The organism is Phyllobacterium sp. MT110 (genome assembly GCF_058792715.1).
The window spans coordinates 268,418-288,395 of record NZ_JBXAFE010000004.1; the positions used below are offsets into that span (position 1 = coordinate 268,418).

19 protein-coding genes are annotated in these 19,978 nt (G+C 59.9%); 12 read left to right on the forward strand and 7 right to left on the reverse strand.

Going from position 1 to position 19,978, the window contains the following annotated elements; translation table 11 throughout:
* Position 1 precedes the first annotated feature (1 nt).
* The 5 genes from flgB to AC1Q5O_RS19125 form a co-directional block, all read right to left on the reverse strand.
* Positions 2–382, reverse strand: coding sequence for a flagellar basal body rod protein FlgB (gene flgB / locus AC1Q5O_RS19105; RefSeq protein ID WP_346307955.1), 381 nt, complete (start codon positions 380–382; stop codon positions 2–4).
* Positions 383–497: 115 nt separating this feature from the next.
* A complete protein-coding gene (locus tag AC1Q5O_RS19110) occupies positions 498–1,073 on the reverse strand; it encodes a hypothetical protein (protein ID WP_464664433.1) in 576 nt (191 codons plus the stop codon).
* A complete protein-coding gene (fliI, locus tag AC1Q5O_RS19115; protein WP_492565121.1) occupies positions 1,070–2,446 on the reverse strand; it encodes a flagellar protein export ATPase FliI in 1,377 nt (458 codons plus the stop codon). The genes AC1Q5O_RS19110 and fliI overlap by 4 nt, the downstream gene beginning before the upstream one ends.
* Before the next feature lie 31 nt (positions 2,447–2,477).
* Positions 2,478–3,203, reverse strand: coding sequence for a flagellar basal-body rod protein FlgF (gene flgF / locus AC1Q5O_RS19120; protein WP_223615519.1), 726 nt, complete (start codon positions 3,201–3,203; stop codon positions 2,478–2,480).
* Complete coding sequence (locus AC1Q5O_RS19125) at positions 3,200–3,979, reverse strand: DUF1217 domain-containing protein (protein ID WP_492565123.1); 780 nt, start codon at positions 3,977–3,979, stop codon at positions 3,200–3,202. The genes flgF and AC1Q5O_RS19125 overlap by 4 nt, the downstream gene beginning before the upstream one ends.
* Before the next feature lie 163 nt (positions 3,980–4,142).
* On the opposite strand from AC1Q5O_RS19125, the gene motA reads away from it, so the two are divergent.
* Genes motA through AC1Q5O_RS19160 form a run of 7 tightly spaced genes read left to right on the forward strand, consistent with a single transcriptional unit; the run spans position 4,143 to position 9,457 of the window.
* Positions 4,143–5,015 (forward strand): flagellar motor stator protein MotA, encoded by an 873-nt coding sequence (motA, locus tag AC1Q5O_RS19130; RefSeq protein ID WP_319025573.1) that lies wholly within the window; start codon positions 4,143–4,145, stop codon positions 5,013–5,015.
* Positions 5,016–5,023: 8 nt separating this feature from the next.
* On the forward strand, positions 5,024–5,959 hold the full coding sequence (locus AC1Q5O_RS19135) for a FliM/FliN family flagellar motor switch protein (RefSeq protein ID WP_464664436.1): 936 nt from the start codon (positions 5,024–5,026) through the stop codon (positions 5,957–5,959).
* On the forward strand, positions 5,940–6,440 hold the full coding sequence (locus AC1Q5O_RS19140) for a BAB2_0123 family type IV secretion system effector (RefSeq protein WP_492565126.1): 501 nt from the start codon (positions 5,940–5,942) through the stop codon (positions 6,438–6,440). Before AC1Q5O_RS19135 ends, AC1Q5O_RS19140 begins: the two co-directional genes overlap by 20 nt.
* 25 nt (positions 6,441–6,465) lie before the next feature.
* Positions 6,466–6,819, forward strand: a complete 354-nt coding sequence (gene fliN / locus AC1Q5O_RS19145) for a flagellar motor switch protein FliN (protein WP_105735218.1) — start codon at positions 6,466–6,468, stop codon at positions 6,817–6,819.
* Between the two features lie 53 nt (positions 6,820–6,872).
* Positions 6,873–7,901: a flagellar motor switch protein FliG gene (locus AC1Q5O_RS19150; RefSeq protein ID WP_223615482.1), complete on the forward strand. Its 1,029-nt coding sequence runs from the start codon at positions 6,873–6,875 to the stop codon at positions 7,899–7,901.
* Positions 7,902–7,921: 20 nt separating this feature from the next.
* Entirely contained in the window at positions 7,922–8,986 is a 1,065-nt protein-coding gene (locus AC1Q5O_RS19155) for an EscU/YscU/HrcU family type III secretion system export apparatus switch protein (protein ID WP_464664438.1), read from the forward strand.
* Positions 8,987–9,016: 30 nt separating this feature from the next.
* Positions 9,017–9,457: a BspJ family T4SS effector nucleomodulin gene (locus AC1Q5O_RS19160; protein ID WP_492565127.1), complete on the forward strand. Its 441-nt coding sequence runs from the start codon at positions 9,017–9,019 to the stop codon at positions 9,455–9,457.
* 8 nt (positions 9,458–9,465) lie between these two features.
* Here the strand turns inward: AC1Q5O_RS19160 and AC1Q5O_RS19165 are convergent, their stop codons facing one another.
* The gene (locus tag AC1Q5O_RS19165) at positions 9,466–10,260 is read right to left on the reverse strand and encodes a helix-turn-helix transcriptional regulator (protein ID WP_464664439.1); all 795 of its coding nucleotides are present in this window, start codon (positions 10,258–10,260) and stop codon (positions 9,466–9,468) included.
* 495 nt (positions 10,261–10,755) lie between these two features.
* Between AC1Q5O_RS19165 and AC1Q5O_RS19170 the strand changes: the two genes are divergently transcribed.
* On the forward strand, positions 10,756–11,910 hold the full coding sequence (locus AC1Q5O_RS19170; protein WP_492565128.1) for a DUF3095 domain-containing protein: 1,155 nt from the start codon (positions 10,756–10,758) through the stop codon (positions 11,908–11,910).
* Positions 11,911–11,912: 2 nt separating this feature from the next.
* Here AC1Q5O_RS19170 and AC1Q5O_RS19175 read toward each other — a convergent pair whose 3' ends face one another.
* Entirely contained in the window at positions 11,913–13,256 is a 1,344-nt protein-coding gene (locus AC1Q5O_RS19175) for a nucleotide sugar dehydrogenase (RefSeq protein WP_492565129.1), read from the reverse strand.
* 494 nt (positions 13,257–13,750) lie between these two features.
* On the opposite strand from AC1Q5O_RS19175, the gene AC1Q5O_RS19180 reads away from it, so the two are divergent.
* The 4 genes from AC1Q5O_RS19180 to AC1Q5O_RS19195 all read left to right on the forward strand — a co-directional run bounded on the left by AC1Q5O_RS19180 (position 13,751) and on the right by AC1Q5O_RS19195 (position 19,978).
* Positions 13,751–15,088 carry an adenylate/guanylate cyclase domain-containing protein gene (locus AC1Q5O_RS19180; protein WP_223615488.1) on the forward strand — a complete coding sequence of 446 codons (1,338 nt, stop codon included), beginning with the start codon at positions 13,751–13,753 and terminating at the stop codon, positions 15,086–15,088.
* Complete coding sequence (locus AC1Q5O_RS19185; RefSeq protein WP_492565130.1) at positions 15,085–16,047, forward strand: polysaccharide lyase family 20 protein; 963 nt, start codon at positions 15,085–15,087, stop codon at positions 16,045–16,047. Before AC1Q5O_RS19180 ends, AC1Q5O_RS19185 begins: the two co-directional genes overlap by 4 nt.
* A gap of 140 nt (positions 16,048–16,187) precedes the next feature.
* Positions 16,188–18,077, forward strand: coding sequence for an ABC transporter ATP-binding protein (locus AC1Q5O_RS19190; RefSeq protein ID WP_492565132.1), 1,890 nt, complete (start codon positions 16,188–16,190; stop codon positions 18,075–18,077).
* Positions 18,071–19,978, forward strand: coding sequence for an ABC transporter substrate-binding protein (locus AC1Q5O_RS19195; protein WP_492565134.1), 1,908 nt, complete (start codon positions 18,071–18,073; stop codon positions 19,976–19,978). Before AC1Q5O_RS19190 ends, AC1Q5O_RS19195 begins: the two co-directional genes overlap by 7 nt.

A 19,978-nucleotide genomic window follows, 5' to 3' on the forward strand; every position in this document is an offset into this window, starting at 1 on the left:
TTCAGCCCTTTACTGCGGAGAGCATCATGCGGTGAAACGCCTTCACGATGCTGGTGTTGAGCGCGAACTGGCGATTGATCTCGCCGGACTTGACCATTTCCCCTTCGAGGCTGACCGTGTTCTTCGAATGGTTCTGTTCCGTCACTTCATTCTTGCGCAGCGCGGTGGCGGCGATGCCGGATGCATTGATTTCAAGGTGCTTCGCATTTGTCGCCGCCATGGTCAGCTGCGTCTGCTGCAACACGTCCTTGAACGGCTCCACGTCCCGCGCCTTGAAACCCGGCGTATTGGCATTGGCGACATTGCCGGAAACCGCGGCCTGCCTGACGGACAGCCACTCGGCCTGACGTGATGCCAATTCGAACAGATGAATCCCCTGCATGTGCCTGCCTCGCGTCCCGGACCAATCAATTGAGGTCACTCTATGCGGTCAATCTTGCGTGAGACTTGCGGCGGCGACAGCCACGGAACTTATGCATGGACAAAGAGGCATTTGATCAATTGGTTCGGCTGATCACTTCGCCGTCGGATGTCTTGATCTGCCACGAACCGTTACCATTGCCGCGCTCGATCGCAACCAGGGTGCTTCCGTCCGGCAAGGGCGATCCCTTCTCGACAAACCAGTAGCCGGTATTGTCTTCGATCATCACCAGACCGCCGACCACTTCGCGCACCAGGAACACCGGCTTGTCGGGAAATGGCTGTTTGCTGGCGGCATTGATCCCGGCCAGACGATCGCCGGTCAGGGCAGAGGTGGTTGCCGTGGTCATGAGGTCCACTTCGCCGGTTTTCGTTCTCGACAACGACACTTCGGTGCCGTTGTTCTTGCGCACGACCTTCTGGTTTGTCCGGTCCAGGGGGTCCCGAACGGTTTTGCCTGTGGCTTCCGGCTTGGGCCGTGCTTCCCAGATGTCGTAATACATCACGAAGGGCAGGATGGCGCAGATGGTTGCAAGGACAAATCCAGCACCCTTGATATAGCCGTCAAAGCGCTTGTCGCGCTGGCGGGGTGCGGGAATTTCCGTTGCGGGATCGCTTTCAGGCGCCAGGCCCGTGGTCTTCTGTTTTGTCATGCCCCCTCCTTTGGCCGAAGCGCCGCTGCCAGATCGCTGTAGGGATCCAGCGAAAGCGGCGTGGCCGGTGTCTGCTGCATAGCGTCGTAAATGCGTGGAACCAGATGCACGGCCTGATCGAGCAGGGGATCACCCCCCTCCTGATAGGCGCCGATCATCCGCAGGTCGCGGGTCTCTTCGAACCGCGAAATGAGGCCGCGCATGCTGGTGACGAGTTTCGCCTGTTCCGGCGACCAGTTGTGCTGCGCCAGGCGCGAAATGGAACCGAGAATATCCATGGCCGGAAAACGGCCCTGCGCGGCGATAGCGCGGTCGAGCACGATGTGCCCGTCCAGCGTGCCGCGGATCGCATCGGACACCGGATCATTGTGATCGTCGCCATCGACCAGAACGGCATAGATGCCGGTAATCGTACCGCTGTCCGACAATCCGGGGCCGGCGCGCTCAAGCAGGCGCGGCAACTGGCTGAACACGCTCGGCGGATAGCCGCGCGAAACCGGCGGTTCACCCGCGGCAATGGCGATTTCGCGCGCCGCATGGGCAAAACGCGTCACGGAATCCACGATCAGCAGAACATTGTCGCCCAGATCGCGAAAATATTCGGCGATGGCCGTTGCCGTATTGGGGGCAAGCCGGCGCATCATCGGACTTTCGTCGCCGGTCGAAACAACAGTGACCGTCTTGCCAAGCTTGCCGGCCATGGTGTCTTCGAGCATGTCGCGCACTTCGCGGCCGCGTTCGCCCGTCAGCGCCAGGACAACCGTGTCGAAATCCGTTGCCTTGGTCATCATGGCCAGCAGCGTGGATTTGCCGACGCCGGACCCGGCAAAGACACCCATGCGCTGGCCGAAACACATCGGCGCAAAGACGTCGACGACATTGACGCCGGTGCGCAGGCCGATTTCGACGCGGCTGCGGTTCATGGCGAGCGGAGCCGGACAATCCACGGGCTTGGGATTATTGCCTGCGGTGAGCAAACCCTTGCCGTCGAGCGGTAGACCGAGGGCGTTGATGACCCGCCCCTTCCAGTCGGGCGCCGGGGCAATGCGAAACGGCCCCTCGGGGAAGACGGGCGTTCCGAGCGATGGCACGATCCGGTCATCGAACGGCTTGACCAGGACGCGCGACTGCTCGATCCGCACGACTTCGGCCGGGTGCAGCCGGTTGTCGCTGCGGATGGTCACCATGTCGCCGAGCTGCGCCCGTTCCGAAATGCCGCGCACGCCGATGGCGGAGCGTGACACCTCATTCACATAACCGCCGACGGCCACGGGAGCCGGAGCCGTCACGACCTGCGAGACAAGCCGGGCCAGCGCCTCGAGACTGCCCGTCCCGGTGCTCATCGTCGGCAGGGCTGCTTCAAGATCCTGCATGCTTATCCCGCCGGTTCAAGGAGACGGTGCATCAGGTCTTCGATCCAAGTGTCTTGATGGCTTCGGAGAAGGTGCCTTCATTGCCGCGCAGCAAGGCATCGACCCGCTCGAAAGCCCGGGTAACGCTCATGAGCCGGGTCATTTCGCCGATCGCATCGACATTTGATCCCTCGATGGCGCCCTGAACAACCCCCGCATGCGGATTGTCGATGGTCGGCTGCGCGGTAATGCTCGGAATGACAGCCGAATTGTCGAAATAGGTCAGCTTGGCATTGGGGCTGATCGTGAACAGGCCAATGGAGCCCAGCTGGCGCTTGTTCTGATAGACCGCCCCATCGGCGGAAATCTGCGGCGGACCGCCATTGGGGTCGATGACCAGGGGCTGGCCGCCCGCATCCAGGATGGGGTAACCCTTGACCGAGCGCAGCTCGCCGGTCGTTGTCATCTGCATGCGGCCGTCGCGGGTGAAAACCTGCCCGGCCGGTGTCTGCAGCGAAAACCATACGTCGCCCTTTGCAGCGATATCCAGGGGATTGCCTGTCTGGGTGATCGGGCCCGCATCCGTCTTGATATAGCTCTGACCGGCTGAAACGAAGCTCGAATCCTCGGCCGCCTTCGACACCATGGTTTCGAATTTCATGCCCGTGGCGCGAAACCCCGGCGTCGACATGTTCGCCACATTGTGCGCCAGGGCATCCAGGCGGCGCTCCAGCGATATCTGCGAGGACAGGCCGACATAGATCGAGTTTTCCATCAGCGGCCACCCAGCTTGAACGACTGCAAGATCGTCAGGATATTCTGCGAAATGCCGATGGTGGTATCCCCGCCGAAAAGCAGCGAGGGAATGGTGGAGGCAGTCGAGGGATTGTTCATTTCATACATAGCCGTAAACCGGGTGAGGAATTTCTCAAGCTTCGCCGGATCCTTGAGAGATGCGAGATCGAGCTTGTCGGTGACCATCTTGGCCTGCCGGTCGATATCCATGTTGGACGCCTGCGTCGGGATGGAAAAGGTTGTCTGGAAGACCTTGAGCAGTGCCTTATCGCCGAGAATTTCATAAGCATTGGTGATCGTGGGCGCCTTGCGGGCAAAATACAGGGCAAGCCGCACGCCTTCATTGTCCTGCCCGGCTTCCTGCTCCAGTGTCTGGCGGGCATATTTGTCCGTCACCGGCTTGAGCACGGCCGGCTGGCTGGTTGCCTTGTCGCCCAGTTTGGCGAAATCGAACGTCGTGGCAAACTCCAGGTAGCGCTTGTCCGTCAGTTTGTTGGCAAAGCTGTCCTTGCCGGTACCTTCGGTGAGAACTTTGCGGATAAAGGCCTTGGCGAAAGCCATGTCCTCAAGCCCGATAGCCTTCAGGGCGTATTTATACAGCCGGTCATCCTTCATGAAATCGTCAATGGTTTTGACCTTGCCGATATTCTTCAGGTAGTAGTCCGTATCGCGCTGCACGACCGGTTCGGCCGCCACCCTCGTCAGCGAACGCGTCAGGTTCGACGAGATCAATTTATAACTGGTCATCGTATTGATCATGGCAACGGCACTCCCACGGCTTTCGCCTATCTGTGCCAAAGCAAGCTTGCCTGAAGCTGTCCGCGCAATTTCACCCCGACCACAAACCTGCGTCTCCATGCAAGGTTCACGCAAGCCGGACTTGCTACTCCTCGGCCGCTGGCAATATTTGCAGGAGAGCGCTTTGGGAATCCTTGTTGGACTTGTGGTAACGATGGGATGTCTCCTTGGCGGCTTCATTGCCATGGGCGGGCATGTGAGTGTTCTCATGCAGCCGTGGGAATTCGTCATCATCGGCGGCTCCGCGCTCGGCACGTTCCTCGTCGCCAATCCGTTTTCGGCGGTCAAGGATACCGGACGCGCCTGCATGGAGGCCTTCTCCAACAAGGTTCCCAAACAGCGCGACTACCTTGATGTGCTCGGCGTCCTCTACGCATTGATGCGGGAACTGCGCGCCAAGTCGCGCAACGAGGTGGAAGTCCACATCGACAATCCCAATGAATCACTGATTTTCCAGGCATTTCCGAGCGTTCTGAAGAACCATGATCTGACGCAGTTCATCTGCGACTACTGCCGCCTGATCATCATCGGCAATGCGCGCTCGCACGAAATCGAGGCGCTGATGGATGAGGAAATCCACACGATCTCCCGCGACAAGCTCAAGCCCTACCATGCCATGGTGGCCATTTCGGAAGGTTTGCCGGCACTCGGCATCGTTGCTGCGGTGCTGGGCGTGATCAAGGCCATGGGCGCCCTCAATGAATCGCCGGAAGTGCTGGGTCATCTGATCGGCGCGGCGCTGGTCGGCACCTTCGCCGGTATCTTCCTTTCCTATGGTGTGGTCGGCCCGATTGCCACCAAGATCAAGACGACGCGCGAGAAGCAGAACCGCCTTTACATGATCGTCAAGCAGACACTGCTCGCCTACATGAACGGCGCCCTGCCGCAGATCGCGCTCGAATATGGACGCAAGACGATTTCGGCCTATGATCGTCCGTCCATCGATGTGGTCGAGCAGGAAACCATCTCCACCGTTCCGATGCAGCAAGCGGCGTAGGCTGAACAATGGATGTCGAGACAGAACAGAAAAGACCGGACGTGCTTGCGGAAAGCATCCTGCGCGCCGCCGGCATGTCGGTGGACGATCTCAAATCCCTCGAGGCGGTGTTTCGCGACCTTGCAACGACGTTTGCCGGCAAAATAACCAGCCAGTCCGACGTCGCCATTGCGGCCGAATTCGTGCGCATGGAATCAATCGAGAAGGATGCCATTGCCAGCACCCTGATGCGCTCAGGACTGATCGGAACCGTGCAGGTCGTCAAATGGGCATCGCGTCTGCTGCTGGCTGCCGACCGGGCTTTTGTCGATTGCGGGGTCGATGCCCTGTTCGGGTCCGGCGCCAGCCAGGACCACCAGCCGCATCGCCCGATGACCTCGGTCGACCTTGGCATCGCCCGCCAGATCTTCACCGACGTCACCGCATCGCTCGATCACATGTTCTCGGGTGGCAGCGACACGCTGTTCCAGATCGCCGAACTGACGGAAGCCGCGCATTTCTCGGTTGCCTCGGTGACCGATACGCGCATGATATGCTGCACGATGCTGCTCAAGGTTGGCGGACACAGCGGCCAGATCATCATCATGATGCCGCGTTCGAGCTTCCGTCCCATGCAGGACGCCATCGCGCGGATGCTGCAACAGCCGGCACACCATTCCGATCCGACCTGGGCAAAGAAGCTGCGCCTTGAGGTGAGCCGGGCCCATATCGACATTGAGGCCTTCATCCAGCAGGGGTCCATGACGCTGGAACAGATCACCCTTTTGAAACCCGGCCAGATCCTGCAGCTGCCCAAGGATGCGATCAATCAGGTACGCCTGCGCAGCGGCAAACAGGCACTTTACAAATGCCGTCTGGGCAAGACCGGCACGGCATTCACCGTGCGCATCACCGATCCGATCAATGAAGAAGAGGACCTGCTCGATGAGCTTGCTGCTGGCTAATCTCATTTCCGCCGCCCTGATCGCAACCGGGCTTGTGGTCTTCCTCGTTGCCCTGCGCAAGGCCAACCGGCTGACGGCCATGAGCCGCGCCATGGCGCAACAGGTGGCCGGTTCGGCCCGGAGCCTCGAGCAGGCGCTGCTCTTCCTGCAGAACGAGCGTGAAACCTGCCGGGACGAAAGCGTGCGTCTGGAGGCCAAGCTCAAGGATTCCGACCGCGCCCGTTCGGAAATGACGCGCACCATCCGCATGGTTGAACGCGCGAAGAACGAGTTCAAGGACAATGTGCGCCCCTTCCCGGCCGTCGATGCCGCCCAGCGCGCTGCCGCACCCGCTTTTGCGCAGCAGCCGGTTCCGGCAGCCCCGGCGGAGCTTCGTCAGGGCGCGCCTATCCACAACCAGCCCGCGGCTCCGGCGAAAGTCCTGCCCGTGTTCGTCAATCGCATCGTCCGCAGTGCTGACGTGGCGAATGCCGTCCTTTAACCCAGTGTGAACGGGATTTCCCATCATGGCCATTTCCGACAAGAATTCCATCGAAGACGAGCTCAACGAGGCAATCGAAGATCTCAAGCGCGATGAACCGCAACCAAGCCGCAAACCTGCGGGATCGAAGCCGAACATCGATCTCATCATGGGCATTCCCGTCGACGTCCAGGTTGTTCTCGGCAGCACGTCGATGCCGGTGGCCAATCTGATGAAGCTCGGCCGCGGCGCCGTCGTGACCCTCGACAAGCAGATCGGCGATCCCGTCGATATCGTCGTCAACGGGCGGGTGATCGCACGCGGTGAAGTCATCGTCCTCGAAGACGACTCCTCGCGCTTCGGCGTCAGCCTCACCGAAGTCATCGGCAGCGGCAGCTAAGTCATCCGCCGCCGCGCCGCCTTCCCCCCTACAAGCACGAGAAGCCAGACCGCATGAGCGATCAAGACACACCTCAGGGCGAAAGCACCATCCAGGACCTGAGCGGCCCGGAAAAGGTGGCCGCATTGCTTGTGGCGATCGGGCGGCCATCCGCCTCGCGGCTTCTCAAGCATTTCAATGCGGACGATCTGCGCTCGCTTGCCGGCCATGCCCGCAAGCTCGAGCCGATCACCCCCGGCGACTTCGAAGAGCTGGTCAAGGAATTCGAGAACGCCTTTGCCGACGGCGCGCCGGTTTCGGAAGCCGGCATGCGCTTTGAGGGGCTGCTGCGCGAAACGCTGTCGGCGGAAGAGGCCAGCGCGGTGATCGAGAACCGCCGCCCCGAACTGCTGACGCAGGAATCCGTCTGGGATATCCTGCCGCGCGTGCCGCTCGACGTCCTGCAAGCCTATCTGTCAACGCAGCATCCCCAGGTGACGGCCTATGTGATTTCGCGCCTGCCTTCCGATATCGCGGCCCGGCTGCTGATCGGCTTTGCACCGCAGGAACGTGGTGCCATCATTCAGCGCACGCTGCATATCCGCAAGGTGGGTCCATCGACGATCGCGATGCTGGAAAGCATCCTGCAGCGCGAGGTCACCGGAAAAGACAATTCGGGTTCCGAGAAGAGCCATCACGGCACCGTTGCCAACATCATCAACCAGCTGGAAAAATCGGAGATTGACGAGCTGCTGGCGAGCCTCACCGATCTGGGCGCGGAAGACCTTGCCAAGATCAAGGCCAAGCTCTTCACCTTCGAGGATATCGTGCGCATATCGCAGCGCGCGCGCCTCATCCTTTTCGATGAAATCCAGACGGATGTGGTCACCTCGGCATTGCATGGCTGCGAGCCGCGCCTGCAGGAACTCATCCTCCAGTCCCTGTCCACACGCGGACGGCGCATGGTTGAAACCGAATTGTCCAGCCAGACCAACATCAATGCCAACACGGTCACGGAAGCGCGCCGCGCCATTGCCCGCACCGCCATTGCCCTGGCCGAACGCGGCGAGCTCAAGCTCGAACCGCAAGAATCCGAAACATGATCGGCAGGGCCTGCTAGAGCATGTCGGACGGGCCCGACAAAGAGAGTAAAACCGAGGAAGCAACTGAGAAGAAAATCAGTGATGCGGTCGAGAAGGGCAATCTGCCCGTCTCGCGCGAAGCGCCGATCCTCGCCTCCATCGCCGCCTTTCTCGTCATCATGGTTTTCGTCGCCGTGCCCAGCGGCTCGAAACTGGTGGCGTTCCTCTCGGCCCTGCTCGACAAGCCCGAGGAATGGCGGCTCAACAGCGCGCAGGATGCCCGGCAATTGTTCGGCATCGTCGGCCTGGCCGTGGGTGCGGCCTTGCTTCCCGTGTTCATCATCATTCCCACCGCCGGCATCCTCGCATCGGTGCTGCAGAATGCCCCGCGCATGGTCTTTGACCGTATACAGCCGCAGTTTTCGCGCGTATCCATTGCCAAGGGCTGGACACGCATCTTCGGCGCGTCGGGCCGCATAGAATTCCTCAAGTCGGTCTTCAAGTTCGCGGCGGCCAGCATCATCGTTTTCATGATGTTCTTCCGCAGCAGCCATTTCTTCGTCGACACGATCATCACCGAACCCAGCCAGCTGCCCGAGCTCATCCGCAGCAACATCACCCGGCTTCTGGCATCCGTGACGATTGCGGTGACCGCGCTCGCAGCCTTCGACCTTGCCTGGGCCCGTATTCACTGGCGCAGCGAACTGCGCATGACCAAGCAGGAAATCAAGGACGAGCACAAGCAGGCAGAGGGCGATCCGCTGCTGAAGGCCCGCTTGCGCTCGCTCGGCCGTGACCGGGCGCGCCAGCGCATGATTGCCTCGGTCCCGACGGCCACGCTGATCGTCGCAAATCCGACACACTTCTCCGTTGCTCTACGCTACAGCCCGGCGAAAGATCCGGCCCCTATCGTGGTTGCCAAGGGGCAGGATCTGATCGCTCTCAAAATCAGGGAGATCGCCGAAGCCAATGACATACCGGTTTTCGAGAATGTGCAACTGGCGCGCGCGTTGTACAAGCAAGTGCAAGTGAACAATGCCATTGCACCAGAATTCTATAAAGCCGTGGCAGAACTGATCCAATTCGTTAATGTACGACGTAAATAATAAAACCGTTTCCAATCGGGTAAACAGCAGATGAAAAGAACGCAGTATTCGGTTGCCCGGGTTGATATCATTTCAAACCATCTGACAGAGGTCATCCATGATCTTCGTCTTGTGGATGTTGCCGACTATATTGCCTTCATACGGTGTGAACTGTTCGGCAACATCGCCGATATCGTCAATTCAGCGACGGAACTGACATTCTATCCCGATACGTTGACGTTCGGTCTTGGCGGCGAATATGCACTGGACTGGAACACCGCGCCGAAAGTGATGCTCGATCTCGAGTTCAGCAATATGGGGGTCAATGCCTATTTCCGGCTGACGCTGTCCTCCGAAAGCACCGAGATCGATCTGCACCATCTGCGGTTTGCCGAAACGGGGCATAGTCCCACGCAAAACACCGCATTGCTGGCCCAGGCCTTCGAGAATGCACGCCTGCCGCAATTGTCGGCATCGGCAAAGGCGCAATAAACGCCTTCCTACAGATAGGCCTTGGCAACGGTGGGTATGTCGATCACGCCGAGAGCAAGCGCCGTCGCCACGGTCGATGTTCTGTTGGAACAGCCCAGCTTGTTCTTGGCGTTCTGCAGATAGGTAACCACCGTCCAGCGCGCGATATTGAGAATCTCGCCGATCTCGCCATCCGTCTTGCCATTGGCTGCCCAGAACAGGCAGTCGATCTCGCGCCTGGTCAAAAGATTGGAGATGATCGCGGCAAGGGCCGGATTGCGGGTGCCGTGCAGGGCGTTGTGGATACGCGCCGAAGCTGCCGATAACTGTTTGCGCCTGCGCTCGACAAAGGCACCCTGTTCAGCCTTTTCGACGTCGAAGGTGAAGAGCGTGATCCCGCGGAAGCCGAAGGCATTCGTCGCACAAATCGCAAGGTACAGGTTGCCAAGCCCGCGCCGTTCCGCGTCCATCAGATAGCGTTTTACGGCTGGCGAAGGGACGGCGTCGCCAGTCAGGTTGCAGATCGTGCCGGGCGCGTCGGCACGCGGCTGGAACAGCGTCATCCCCTGCATCACCGGATCGATCTTGAGATAGTCCTTGGCAAAATACCGCAACATCCAGCTGACCGGATAGGTCATCAGAAGCGGGACATTTTCATCGACCACATCGCTGCCAGGCCGCGGTTCCGGGTGCCCGACATGGGCAATATGGCGGCAGCCAGTCTGCTGTTTGACCTCGTGGAGCATTGCAAGCGTGTCCGAAGCCACCACGTCCTTGAACAGGCCCTTTTGAAAATCGGGAAAATGAGCCAGTTCAAGCAGCATTGGATACAAGTCATTCCTCTTGGCCCGCAAAGTGCCGGCTTCCGCAACGGTATTCTTCTGGATTTCAGATGGCTTTTCATCGCATGGGATTAAAAGCCCCTTCATGCTCGCACGAGACAGGCAGGCAGACAAGACGATGAACAATTGTATTTGCAGTTTTTCACATAAATGCTGCAAAAGGCAATTTATGGTTGAACCCTGCCTGCCAAGCTTTGATTGTCAGTATCAATCCTGACAAACCAGAAAACGCGCGTTTCCTTTAACCCACATTTTCCGGTATTTTCGGTCATTTTGCCGCAAAATTCGGGCACAGGCGCCCGACTGTTGCGATCGCGCCAGCCGTATCCACAACCGCTGCGCGCATGGTTCGCGCGCTTGCCTTTGGCCGGGAAGCGGCCCCGCAGCGGTTGCCGGCAAGGCCGGTTATTCCCGCTTCATCGCCGTACATTCATCCTGCCCGTCGCCTGTTCCCGCACAATGTGCTAATTGCCTTGCATGGGTGCCATTGCAAACGACGATTTCTTCGACTCGCTTCCTGTCTTCGTTGACTTCGAAGGCGTGGCGGATGCGGGCAATTATCGGCCGCTCCCCAACGACTGGATACTGGCGGTAGCCGATATTGTCGGCTCGACCGGGGCGATCGAAGCCGGGCGCTACAAGGCCGTGAACATGGCAGGCGCAAGCGTCATCTCCGCCCTGCTCAATGCTCTGGGCAGGCACAACTACCCTTTCGTCTTCGGCGGCGATGGCGCGCTTGTCGCCATTCCGGCCTCCGCCGCCGTGCAGGCGCGTGAAGCGCTTGCCTCGGTTCAGGCCTGGGTGCGTGAGGACCTGCAGCTGACCCTGCGTGCCGCCCTCGTGCCGATGAGCGAGATCAAGGCGCAAGGCCTTGACGTGCGCGTTGCCCGGTTCAGTGCCAGTCCCGAAGTCTTCTACGCGATGTTTACGGGCGGCGGCAGCAGCTGGGCGGAAGCGCAGATGAAAGCCGGCAAATATGCCATCGCCGCCGGTCCCTCCGGATCGCGCCCGGATCTGACGGGGCTTTCCTGCCGGTGGAATCCGATAGTGGCACGCAATGGCGAAATCCTGTCCATCATCGCCATTCCCGGCGACGCCGGCGCAACGGCGGCGTTCCAGCAGCTTGTTGCCGATGTCGTTGCGATTGCCGCCGAACAGAATCGCGGCGCGCATCCCTTGCCGGCGGATGGACCGCCCATTGCATTCAATACCAGCGGTGTGGAGACGGAAGCACGCGCCACGGCCCCCAGGGGGCAACGCCTTCTTCGCAAAATCGCGATACTCTGTCAGATCGGCCTGACCGTTGCGATGGACAGGCTTGGCCTGCATTGGGGGAAATTTGATCCGAAACAGTACAAGCGCGACGTCGCGCGGAACTCGGATTTTCGCAAATTCGACGATGGTCTGAAAATGACGATTGATATCGATCCGGCCCGGTTGCAGCGCATTGAGGCGCTGCTGGAAAAGGCATCGAAGGCGGGCATCGCCCGCTTCGGCCTGCACCGGCAGGATTCTGCCCTGATGACCTGTCTTGTCCCGACCCCCCTATCGCGCAATCACATGCACTTCATCGACGGGGCATCGGGCGGCTACGCCATGGCGGCCAGCAATCTCAAGGCCAAGCTGTCCTGACCTTAGGATTTCACGATATGCCCGGCGGCGAGCCCGCGCCTGGTGAAAATGTTGCGTGTATCGACGATCAGCGGCGACCATTCGGCCAGCGCCGCATAATCCACGTCGTCATGGTCGGTCGAAACCAGAATGGCATCGTAGGATTTCACCGTTTTCTCATCCAGAGGCACGGATGCACGGCCTTTCAGCGCCATATATTCGCGGGTCGATGGTATCTCGCTGACAAACGGGTCGTGGTAGTCCGCATGGCCGCCGCGCTCCTCGATGATTTCGATGAGGCGCAGCGACGGGCTTTCACGGATATCAGGCACGTTCTTCTTGTAGGCAAGCCCGAGAACCAGCACGCGTGAGCGGCTGAGCGCCTTGCCCGCCCGGATATCCAGCGCTTCCGCCAACTTGCCGACCACATAACGCGGCATGGCCGAGTTGATCTCGCCTGCCAACTCGATGAAGCGGGTCGGCAGCTCGTACTCGCGCGATTTCCAGGTGAGATAGAACGGATCGATCGGGATGCAGTGGCCCCCGAGGCCGGGGCCGGGATAAAACGGCATGTAGCCGAAGGGCTTTGTCTTGGCCGCCTCGATGACCTCCCAGATGTCGATGCCCATGGCGGCGTAGACGGTTTTCAGTTCGTTGACGAGCGCGATGTTCACCGCCCGGAAGATGTTCTCGGTCAGCTTGACCGCCTCGGCCGTGGCGTTGGACGAGACGGGAACAACCGTCTTGACCGCCGCACCGTAGAAAGCCTGCATCAGCCGGCTGGCTTCCTCGCCATCGCCCGCAACGATTTTCGGTATGGTCGAGGTCTGGAAATCGCGATTGCCGGGATCTTCCCGCTCCGGGGAAAAGCCGAGGAAGAAGTCCTTGCCGGATGTGAGACCGGTCTTTTCCAGAATGGTTTTGACCACATCATCGGTTGTTCCGGGATAGGTCGTCGATTCGAGCACGACAAGCTGGCCGGGCCGGAGCGCCGCGGCAATCGAGCGGCAGGTTGCCTCGACGAAGGACAGGTCGGGATCGCGATGTTTCGTCAGCGGTGTCGGTACGCAGATGACGATCACGTCGCACTGGGCGAGCCGGACAAAATCGCTTGTCGACCGGAACCGGTTCTGCGCCGTTTGCGCACCGAGCGCCGCGTCCGTGACCGCCTCGATATAGGAACGGCCGGCGTCGAGGGCGACAATCTTCTTCGGATCGATATCAAAGCCGGTCACCGAAAACCCGCTCTGGGCAAGGGTGATGGCGAGCGGCAGCCCGACATAGCCCAGCCCGATCACCCCAGCCTGGGCGGTGCGCGCGTCGATTTTGGCGGAAAGGTCGGAGAAGGGAGAGGAGGAAACGGCCAAGGCGATCTCTTCTTTGCGAAGCACGCCGCGTGAGCGGATGCGGTTGAGGGCGCAGTGGCGGCCCGGAATTCGTCCGGTTTAGATGGCTGCTCCGGCCACCGCTGTCAAGCAAGGCCGGCTGCGTCCGGCCTGTCACAAACAGTTGATGCGACGGCAAGCCCGCGCCAGCAGGCTGCTGACAGGAGGTTGTCAGGAGTGCGCGCCGATCCGGTGAATTAACCCCGGCGCCTCTATTGTTTCAGATCGGTGACATGCCCATTTCAGTGCCAGCACGCAATCAGGATCGATAGAGAACCGCCAGCCAGCCATCCATTTGAACAGAACCGGGCAGTGCAATTGTTGCCGGCGACCCCGCTGCCAGCGTTGACACCATTGTCCGGTTCGCTCATCTTGTCTCCGTATCTGCTTGTTTTGGGTATGATTTTTCATGTGCCCGGCCGATCACGGAACAGCGCATCGAAGCTGGACGCGGTTCGCAAGGACAAGGACGAGTGATGAGCACGCAAACGGATGTTTCCACCATACTTCTCGACAAGGTCGCAGACTGGCTCACACGTTCTTCTCTCGCCGGCGAGAATCTTGAGACAATCATACGCGGTTTTTGTGAACGCATTGCCGCGGCGGGCCTGCCGATTGCCCGTGTCCACCTGACGTTCTCCATGCTGCACCCGCTCTACGACGCGCTTGGCTTCACCTGGCAGCGCTCCAGCGGGCTCGTGGTGGAAGGCTATCGCCACAATGCGGGCGAGAAACCCGAACGTTTTCTGCTCAGCCCCTATTATTATCTGCTGTGCAACAACCTTGAACATGTGCGGCGGCGCATCGATGCGGACGGGCCGCATGAATTCCCCATCTTTGACGAGCTGAAGAAGCAGGGCGTAACGGACTATCTGGCGTTCGTGCAGCCCTTCAGTGGCGAGTCGACCCAGGGCATGATGGGCTCCTGGTCAACGGACAGCAGCGCGGGTTTCAGCGAAAGCATGATCGGTGCACTGCTGAAGCTGCAGAACCATCTGGCCGTTGCTGCCAAAATGGCGGTTCTCGGCAAGCTCGCCGACAACATGCTGACCACCTATCTCGGCGGCAATGCCGGCAAGCGCGTTCTCAACGGCCAGATTCGCCGGGGTGACGGCGAAACGATCCGGGCGGCTCTGGTGATGGGCGACATGCGCCAGTCGACCATGCTGGCCGAACGGGAAGGCCGTCAGGCCTATATCGACACACTCAATCATTTCTTCGATGCGATCGCCGCGCCATTCAACCGCGGCGGCGGCGAAATCCTCAGTTTCATGGGGGACGGTTTTCTTGCGGTCTACCCCTGCGGCCGGCACAAGGACGCTTCAAAGGTTGCCTGTCAGGCGGCTCTTTCGGCTGTTTTCAAGGCACAGGCCCGCGTGGCGGAGCTCAATCGCGACCGGCGCAAGGACGGCCTCAGCGACATCCGCTACGGCATCGGCCTGCATGTGGGCAATGTCATGTTCGGCAATGTCGGCCTGAAGGACCGCCTGACCTTTTCCGCCTTCGGTTCCGCCGTCAATGAGGTGCAGCGGCTGCAGGGCCTGACCAAGAAGTATTCGCGCGAAATCGTCGCCAGCCAGGCGTTCGCCAACTATTGCGGTGGCGACTGGACAACCCTCGGCGAAGAAAAATTGCGCGGCGTCGGGCAAAAGGTCACTGTTCTCCTGCCCAAACAATCGGCTACTGTCGTGGCGGAAGATGCCTTTGATGAAGTGGCCTATGACGGCCTGTCGGAAGCGGAACAGGTCATGCTGCTGCACCGCGATGCGAAAACACAGGATCAGAGGCCCCTTCTGGAGAAGTTCATGCAATGAAGCGAAAGACCGTTCTGATGGCTGCCCTGGCTGCAAGTTTGACTCTCTCATCCCAAGCCGGCGCAGAGCCAAGGAGCGACGTGCTCATCGACCGTTTTGATGGTCAGGACTTTTCGCCGGCCGGCGGCCTCTACTACCGCAAGAATTTCGAGCAGAGCGCCGGAACGGTTGAATTTCAATCCGAGGTCACGCGTAACGGCAGCGGCGCCCTCAAGCTGAGCGTCAAGCCATTGTGTCCGGGCACGAAGCACAATTGCAGCGAACGGGCGGAAATCTGGGAAAAGACCGACAAGCGCGTGCCCTACAACCAGGGGGTCTGGTACGGGTTTGCCGTCAAATTTGCCGATCCCATTCCCAGTGACGATCACCGCTATCTGATTGCCCAGTGGAAACGTGAGATCGGGCCGAAGGCGGTCGGCGATTTCAGCCCCTTTCTGGCGCTGCGGCTCAACCAGGGAAAGCTGTTCGCCACCATCGAGACCAATTACATCGCGCCGGCCAAAAAGAATGGAATCGCGGCGGATCCGGCGTGCGCCGGCGGACAGACACCGGTGTGGCTGCGCCCTGAAACCAACCAGATGCGCGCCCTCGTGGCGACCGATTCGAACTGGTCGGCCGAGAACGGCAAGCAATTCTCCACCTGCACCAGCGCCATGACGGTGACGGATCGCGGCAACAAGCTGCCGACGCCGGATTCGGGCTGGATCGACTTTGCGATCTACACGAAGCCCGGACCTGACGGCTCGGGCCATGTCGAGATTTTTGCCAACAACAAATGGATCGTGACGGTCAAGGGCCATATTGGCCATGCCGACAAGGGACTGGGCAAGAATCAATATTTCAAATTTGGCCCGTACCGTGCAGCCGACGACAAGGAATGGACGCTCTATTACGACGATTTCCGCCGTTCGCCGCGCTGTGAAGACGTCATGGACGCGCAGTTCTGCCCGGTGTTTTGAAGCTTTCCCATTTAAAAATAACCGTTAAAAGCCAGAGTGATGTCATCGGCGTGTGACCTAGCTAGACTCACTGTATATCGTGCGATAGTCTTCATCGTAATGGCGATAATAAAAACGCTCTGGGGGAATGAAAAACTGGCATGACGTCGGGGTCTGATCTGTTGCGTATCGAGAATCTCGGCATTTCGTTTTCGATGCTGGGCGGGCGTATGCATGTCGTCAAGGGTGCGAATCTGCGCATCCTTCCGGGAAAAGTAACGGCATTGGTGGGCGAATCCGGATCGGGAAAATCCGTCATCAGCCAGTCCGTCATGGGCATTCTGCCCAACACGGCCGCCGTAACCGGCAAAATCCTGTTTACGGACCCGATCGACGGCAAAACCACCGATATTCTGCAATTGGAGCGGGACGGACCCGAAATAAGAGCCCTGCGCGGCAGCCGCATGGCCAAGATATTTCAGGAACCCATGACGTCGCTCTCGCCGCTGCACACCGTCGGCAACCAGATCAGCGAAGTCCTTGCCATCCACACCAAGGCGACCAAATCCGAACGCCGTTCGCAGACCGAGGAAATGCTCGGACTGGTCGGGTTCTCCAATCCCAAACGCACCTATGACATGTACCCGTTTGAATTGTCGGGCGGCATGCGGCAGCGGGCGATGATTGCCATGGCGCTGATCTGCCGCCCTGCCCTGCTCATTGCGGACGAACCGACAACGGCACTCGACGTCACCATCCAGGCGCAGATCCTGGAACTGCTGCGCAATCTCCAGCACAAGCTCAATATGGCCATGCTGCTGATCACCCATGACCTCGGTGTCGTGGCCAACATGGCCGACGAGGTGGTGGTGATCTACCACGGCGAAATCATGGAGGCCGGGCCGGTCGATGCCATTTTCCGCAACCCCCAGCATCGTTACCTGAAGGGGCTGATGGCTGCCATACCGCATTTCGACATGAAACCCGGTGAACGCCTGAAGGCATTGCGTGAAGTACCGGTCAATTCCGGCGCGTTGTGGGGAAAGAGAAAGCACGAGGAAACGGCGCCTGACGTGCTTGTATCCGTGCGAAACCTCACCAAGAGCTACGGCATCCGCAAATCCGGTCTTTTCGGCAAGCAGGACAAGACCCGCATACGCGCCGTCGACGGTGTCAGCTTTGATATCCGGCGTGGTGAATGTCTTGGTCTCGTCGGCGAGAGCGGCAGCGGCAAGACCACCGTCAGCAAAATCCTGATGCGAGCGGTGACCCCGGATAGCGGCTCGGTGACGTTCGATGACGGCCGGGGCAAAATCGACGTGCTTGCCGCGCAGGGCGCCAAGCTTCTGGAATTGCGCACCAAAATCCAGATGGTGTTCCAGGATCCGGTTTCTTCGCTGTCGCCGCGCATGACCGTACAGAACATCCTCAGCGAGCCCCTGGAAATTCACGGGCGCGGGGATCGGGCCTATCGTCTGGAAACGGTGCGCGCACTGATGCAGGCGATCGGTCTTGACCAGCGGTATCTCAACCGTTACCCGCACAGCTTCTCCGGCGGCCAGCGCCAGCGCATCGGCATTGCACGGGCACTGGCGCTCGGACCGCAATTGCTGATCTGCGATGAGCCGGTTTCGGCGCTCGACGTTTCGGTTCAGGCGCAGATCCTCAACCTCCTGAAAGACCTGCAGAAGGAGCTGGGCCTGACCTATCTGTTCATTTCCCATAATCTTGCGGTGGTTGATTACATGGCCGATCGTATCGCCGTGATGTGTGCCGGGCGCATTGTCGAGATTGCGCCCCGCGAAATTATCCTGCGCGATCCCGTCCATCCCTACACGAAAGCGCTCCTTGCTGCCGTGCCCTTTCCGGACCTCGACCGGCCGCTGGATTTCAAGACGCTCAAGGCCAGCGGTGCCTCGGATGAACGTGCCTGGGGACCAAAATTCTCCAGCGGCGACAACGATGATCCGCTCTCGCCCGCGGATCTCGGCAATGGTCACGTGGTGCTGGCCCGGCGCAATGTCGATACACGGGAACTACGCTCGTGGTGACGCGGCGGACAGTCCTGGGCGCCCTTGCCGCCGCCGTGGTTCCGGTCACGGTCAAAGCGGCCGATCGCGAACGCGAACCGGAGTTTCTCGAGGACCGGCTGCGTGCCACCAGCCTGCCGCCGCTTGCCCAGCGTATTCCCAAACGGCCGCGGATTATTAACCTGAAGGAAATGGGCCGCGTCCCCGGACAGTACGGCGGAACGCTGCGCACCATCATCGGCAGCCAGAAAGATATCCGGTTCATGACCATCTACGGCTATGCCCGTCTGGTGGGATATGACGAACATCTCGTTTTGCGGCCTGATGTGCTCGAATCGTTCGAATCGGAAAACGACACTGTTTTCACCTTCAGGCTGCGCGAGGGGCACAAATGGTCCGACGGTTCGCCGTTGACAACCGATGATTTCAGTTACTGGTGGAACGATGTTCTTCTGAATTCGGACCTGACGCCCGCCGGCGGCGCGCTGGAGCTGCGCATCGACGGGAAGTTGCCTAAGTTCGAGGTCCTCGATCCGCTGACCGTGCGCTATTCCTGGGAGTCGCCGAATCCTGATTTCCTGCCCAGCCTGGCGGCCCCGCAAGCCCTGGTTGTGGTTGGCCCGTCGCTCTATCTGAAACAATTCCACAAGGATTATCAGGACAAGTTCCGCCTTGCCGCCCTGATGAAAGAAAACCGGGTCAAGAAGTGGGCCGATCTTCACATCAAGATGGCGCGCCAGTACCGTCCGGAAAACCCCGAACTGCCGGTGCTCGATCCCTGGCGGAACATGACAGCCCCTCCGGCCGAACAGTTCGTGTTCGAGCGCAACCCGTTCTTTCATCGCGTCGACGAGAACGGGCGGCAGCTGCCCTATATCGACCGATTCATCCTGAACATCAGCTCGTCGCCGATCATTCCGGCAAAGGCGGGTGCGGGCGAAAGCGAACTGCAGGCCACCGGCATCGATTTTGCCGACTACACCTTCCTCAAGGATGCCGAAAAGCGCTATCCGGTGAAGGTCGACCTGTGGAAACTGACCCGGGGTTCACGGGTCGCAATCCTGCCCAATCTCAATTGCGCGGATGAGGGATGGCGATCGCTTTTTCGCGATGTGCGCTTCCGGCGCGCGCTGTCGCTTGCCATCGACAGGCATGAAATCAACATGGCGGTGTTTTACGGCCTGGGAACGCCAAGCGCCGACACGGTGCTGCCGGAAAGCCCGCTGTTCAGACCGGATTATGCCAAGGCATGGATTGCATTCGATCCGGACAAGGCCAATGCGCTCCTGGACGAAGTGGGCATGCACAGGCGCAACGACGATGGCATCCGCCTGCTCCCCGATGGCCGCCTTGCGGAAATCACCATCGAAACGCCGGGCGAGAGCACACTGGATTCCGATGTTCTCGAGCTCATAGTGGATCATTGGCGCAAGATCGGCCTGGCGCTGTTCACCAGAACCTCCCAACGCGATATCTTCCGCAGCCGCGCCAAGTCAGGCCGGATCATGATGTCCATCTGGTTTGGCATCGCCAATGGCGTGGCAACACCGGACATGAATCCGGGACAGCTGGCACCGACCACCGACGATCAATGGCAATGGCCGCTTTGGGGCATGCATTACCTGTCGCTCGGGCAGAGCGGCCAGGCACCCGACCTGCCGGAAGCACAGGAACTCGTCGCCCTGCAAAACCAGTGGCGGAAATCGGCCCATTCGGCCGAGCGCGCGGACATATGGCACAAGATGCTGTCCATCTACACCGATCAGGTGTTTTCGATAGGGTTGGTCAACGGAACGTTGCAACCCATTCTGCGCTCCTCGCACTTGCAGAATGTTCCCGAAAAAGGTCTCTACGGCTTTGATCCGACCTGTTGGCTCGGAGTTTACATGCCCGATACTTTCTGGATGAGCGGGGGGAAGTAG

Bases quoted from the DNA above. Each gene is read 5' to 3' on its own strand.
- flgB (WP_346307955.1), bottom strand. From the start codon at position 382: ATGCAGGGGATTCATCTGTTCGAATTGGCATCACGTCAGGCCGAGTGG.
- AC1Q5O_RS19110 (WP_464664433.1), bottom strand. From the start codon at position 1,073: ATGACAAAACAGAAGACCACGGGCCTGGCGCCTGAAAGCGATCCCGCA.
- fliI (WP_492565121.1), bottom strand. From the start codon at position 2,446: ATGCAGGATCTTGAAGCAGCCCTGCCGACGATGAGCACCGGGACGGGC.
- AC1Q5O_RS19125 (WP_492565123.1), bottom strand. From the start codon at position 3,979: ATGATCAATACGATGACCAGTTATAAATTGATCTCGTCGAACCTGACG.
- AC1Q5O_RS19135 (WP_464664436.1), top strand. From the start codon at position 5,024: ATGGATGTCGAGACAGAACAGAAAAGACCGGACGTGCTTGCGGAAAGC.
- AC1Q5O_RS19140 (WP_492565126.1), top strand. From the start codon at position 5,940: ATGAGCTTGCTGCTGGCTAATCTCATTTCCGCCGCCCTGATCGCAACC.
- fliN (WP_105735218.1), top strand. From the start codon at position 6,466: ATGGCCATTTCCGACAAGAATTCCATCGAAGACGAGCTCAACGAGGCA.
- AC1Q5O_RS19150 (WP_223615482.1), top strand. From the start codon at position 6,873: ATGAGCGATCAAGACACACCTCAGGGCGAAAGCACCATCCAGGACCTG.
- AC1Q5O_RS19155 (WP_464664438.1), top strand. From the start codon at position 7,922: ATGTCGGACGGGCCCGACAAAGAGAGTAAAACCGAGGAAGCAACTGAG.
- AC1Q5O_RS19160 (WP_492565127.1), top strand. From the start codon at position 9,017: ATGAAAAGAACGCAGTATTCGGTTGCCCGGGTTGATATCATTTCAAAC.
- AC1Q5O_RS19165 (WP_464664439.1), bottom strand. From the start codon at position 10,260: ATGCTGCTTGAACTGGCTCATTTTCCCGATTTTCAAAAGGGCCTGTTC.
- AC1Q5O_RS19170 (WP_492565128.1), top strand. From the start codon at position 10,756: ATGGGTGCCATTGCAAACGACGATTTCTTCGACTCGCTTCCTGTCTTC.
- AC1Q5O_RS19180 (WP_223615488.1), top strand. From the start codon at position 13,751: ATGAGCACGCAAACGGATGTTTCCACCATACTTCTCGACAAGGTCGCA.
- AC1Q5O_RS19185 (WP_492565130.1), top strand. From the start codon at position 15,085: ATGAAGCGAAAGACCGTTCTGATGGCTGCCCTGGCTGCAAGTTTGACT.
- AC1Q5O_RS19190 (WP_492565132.1), top strand. From the start codon at position 16,188: ATGACGTCGGGGTCTGATCTGTTGCGTATCGAGAATCTCGGCATTTCG.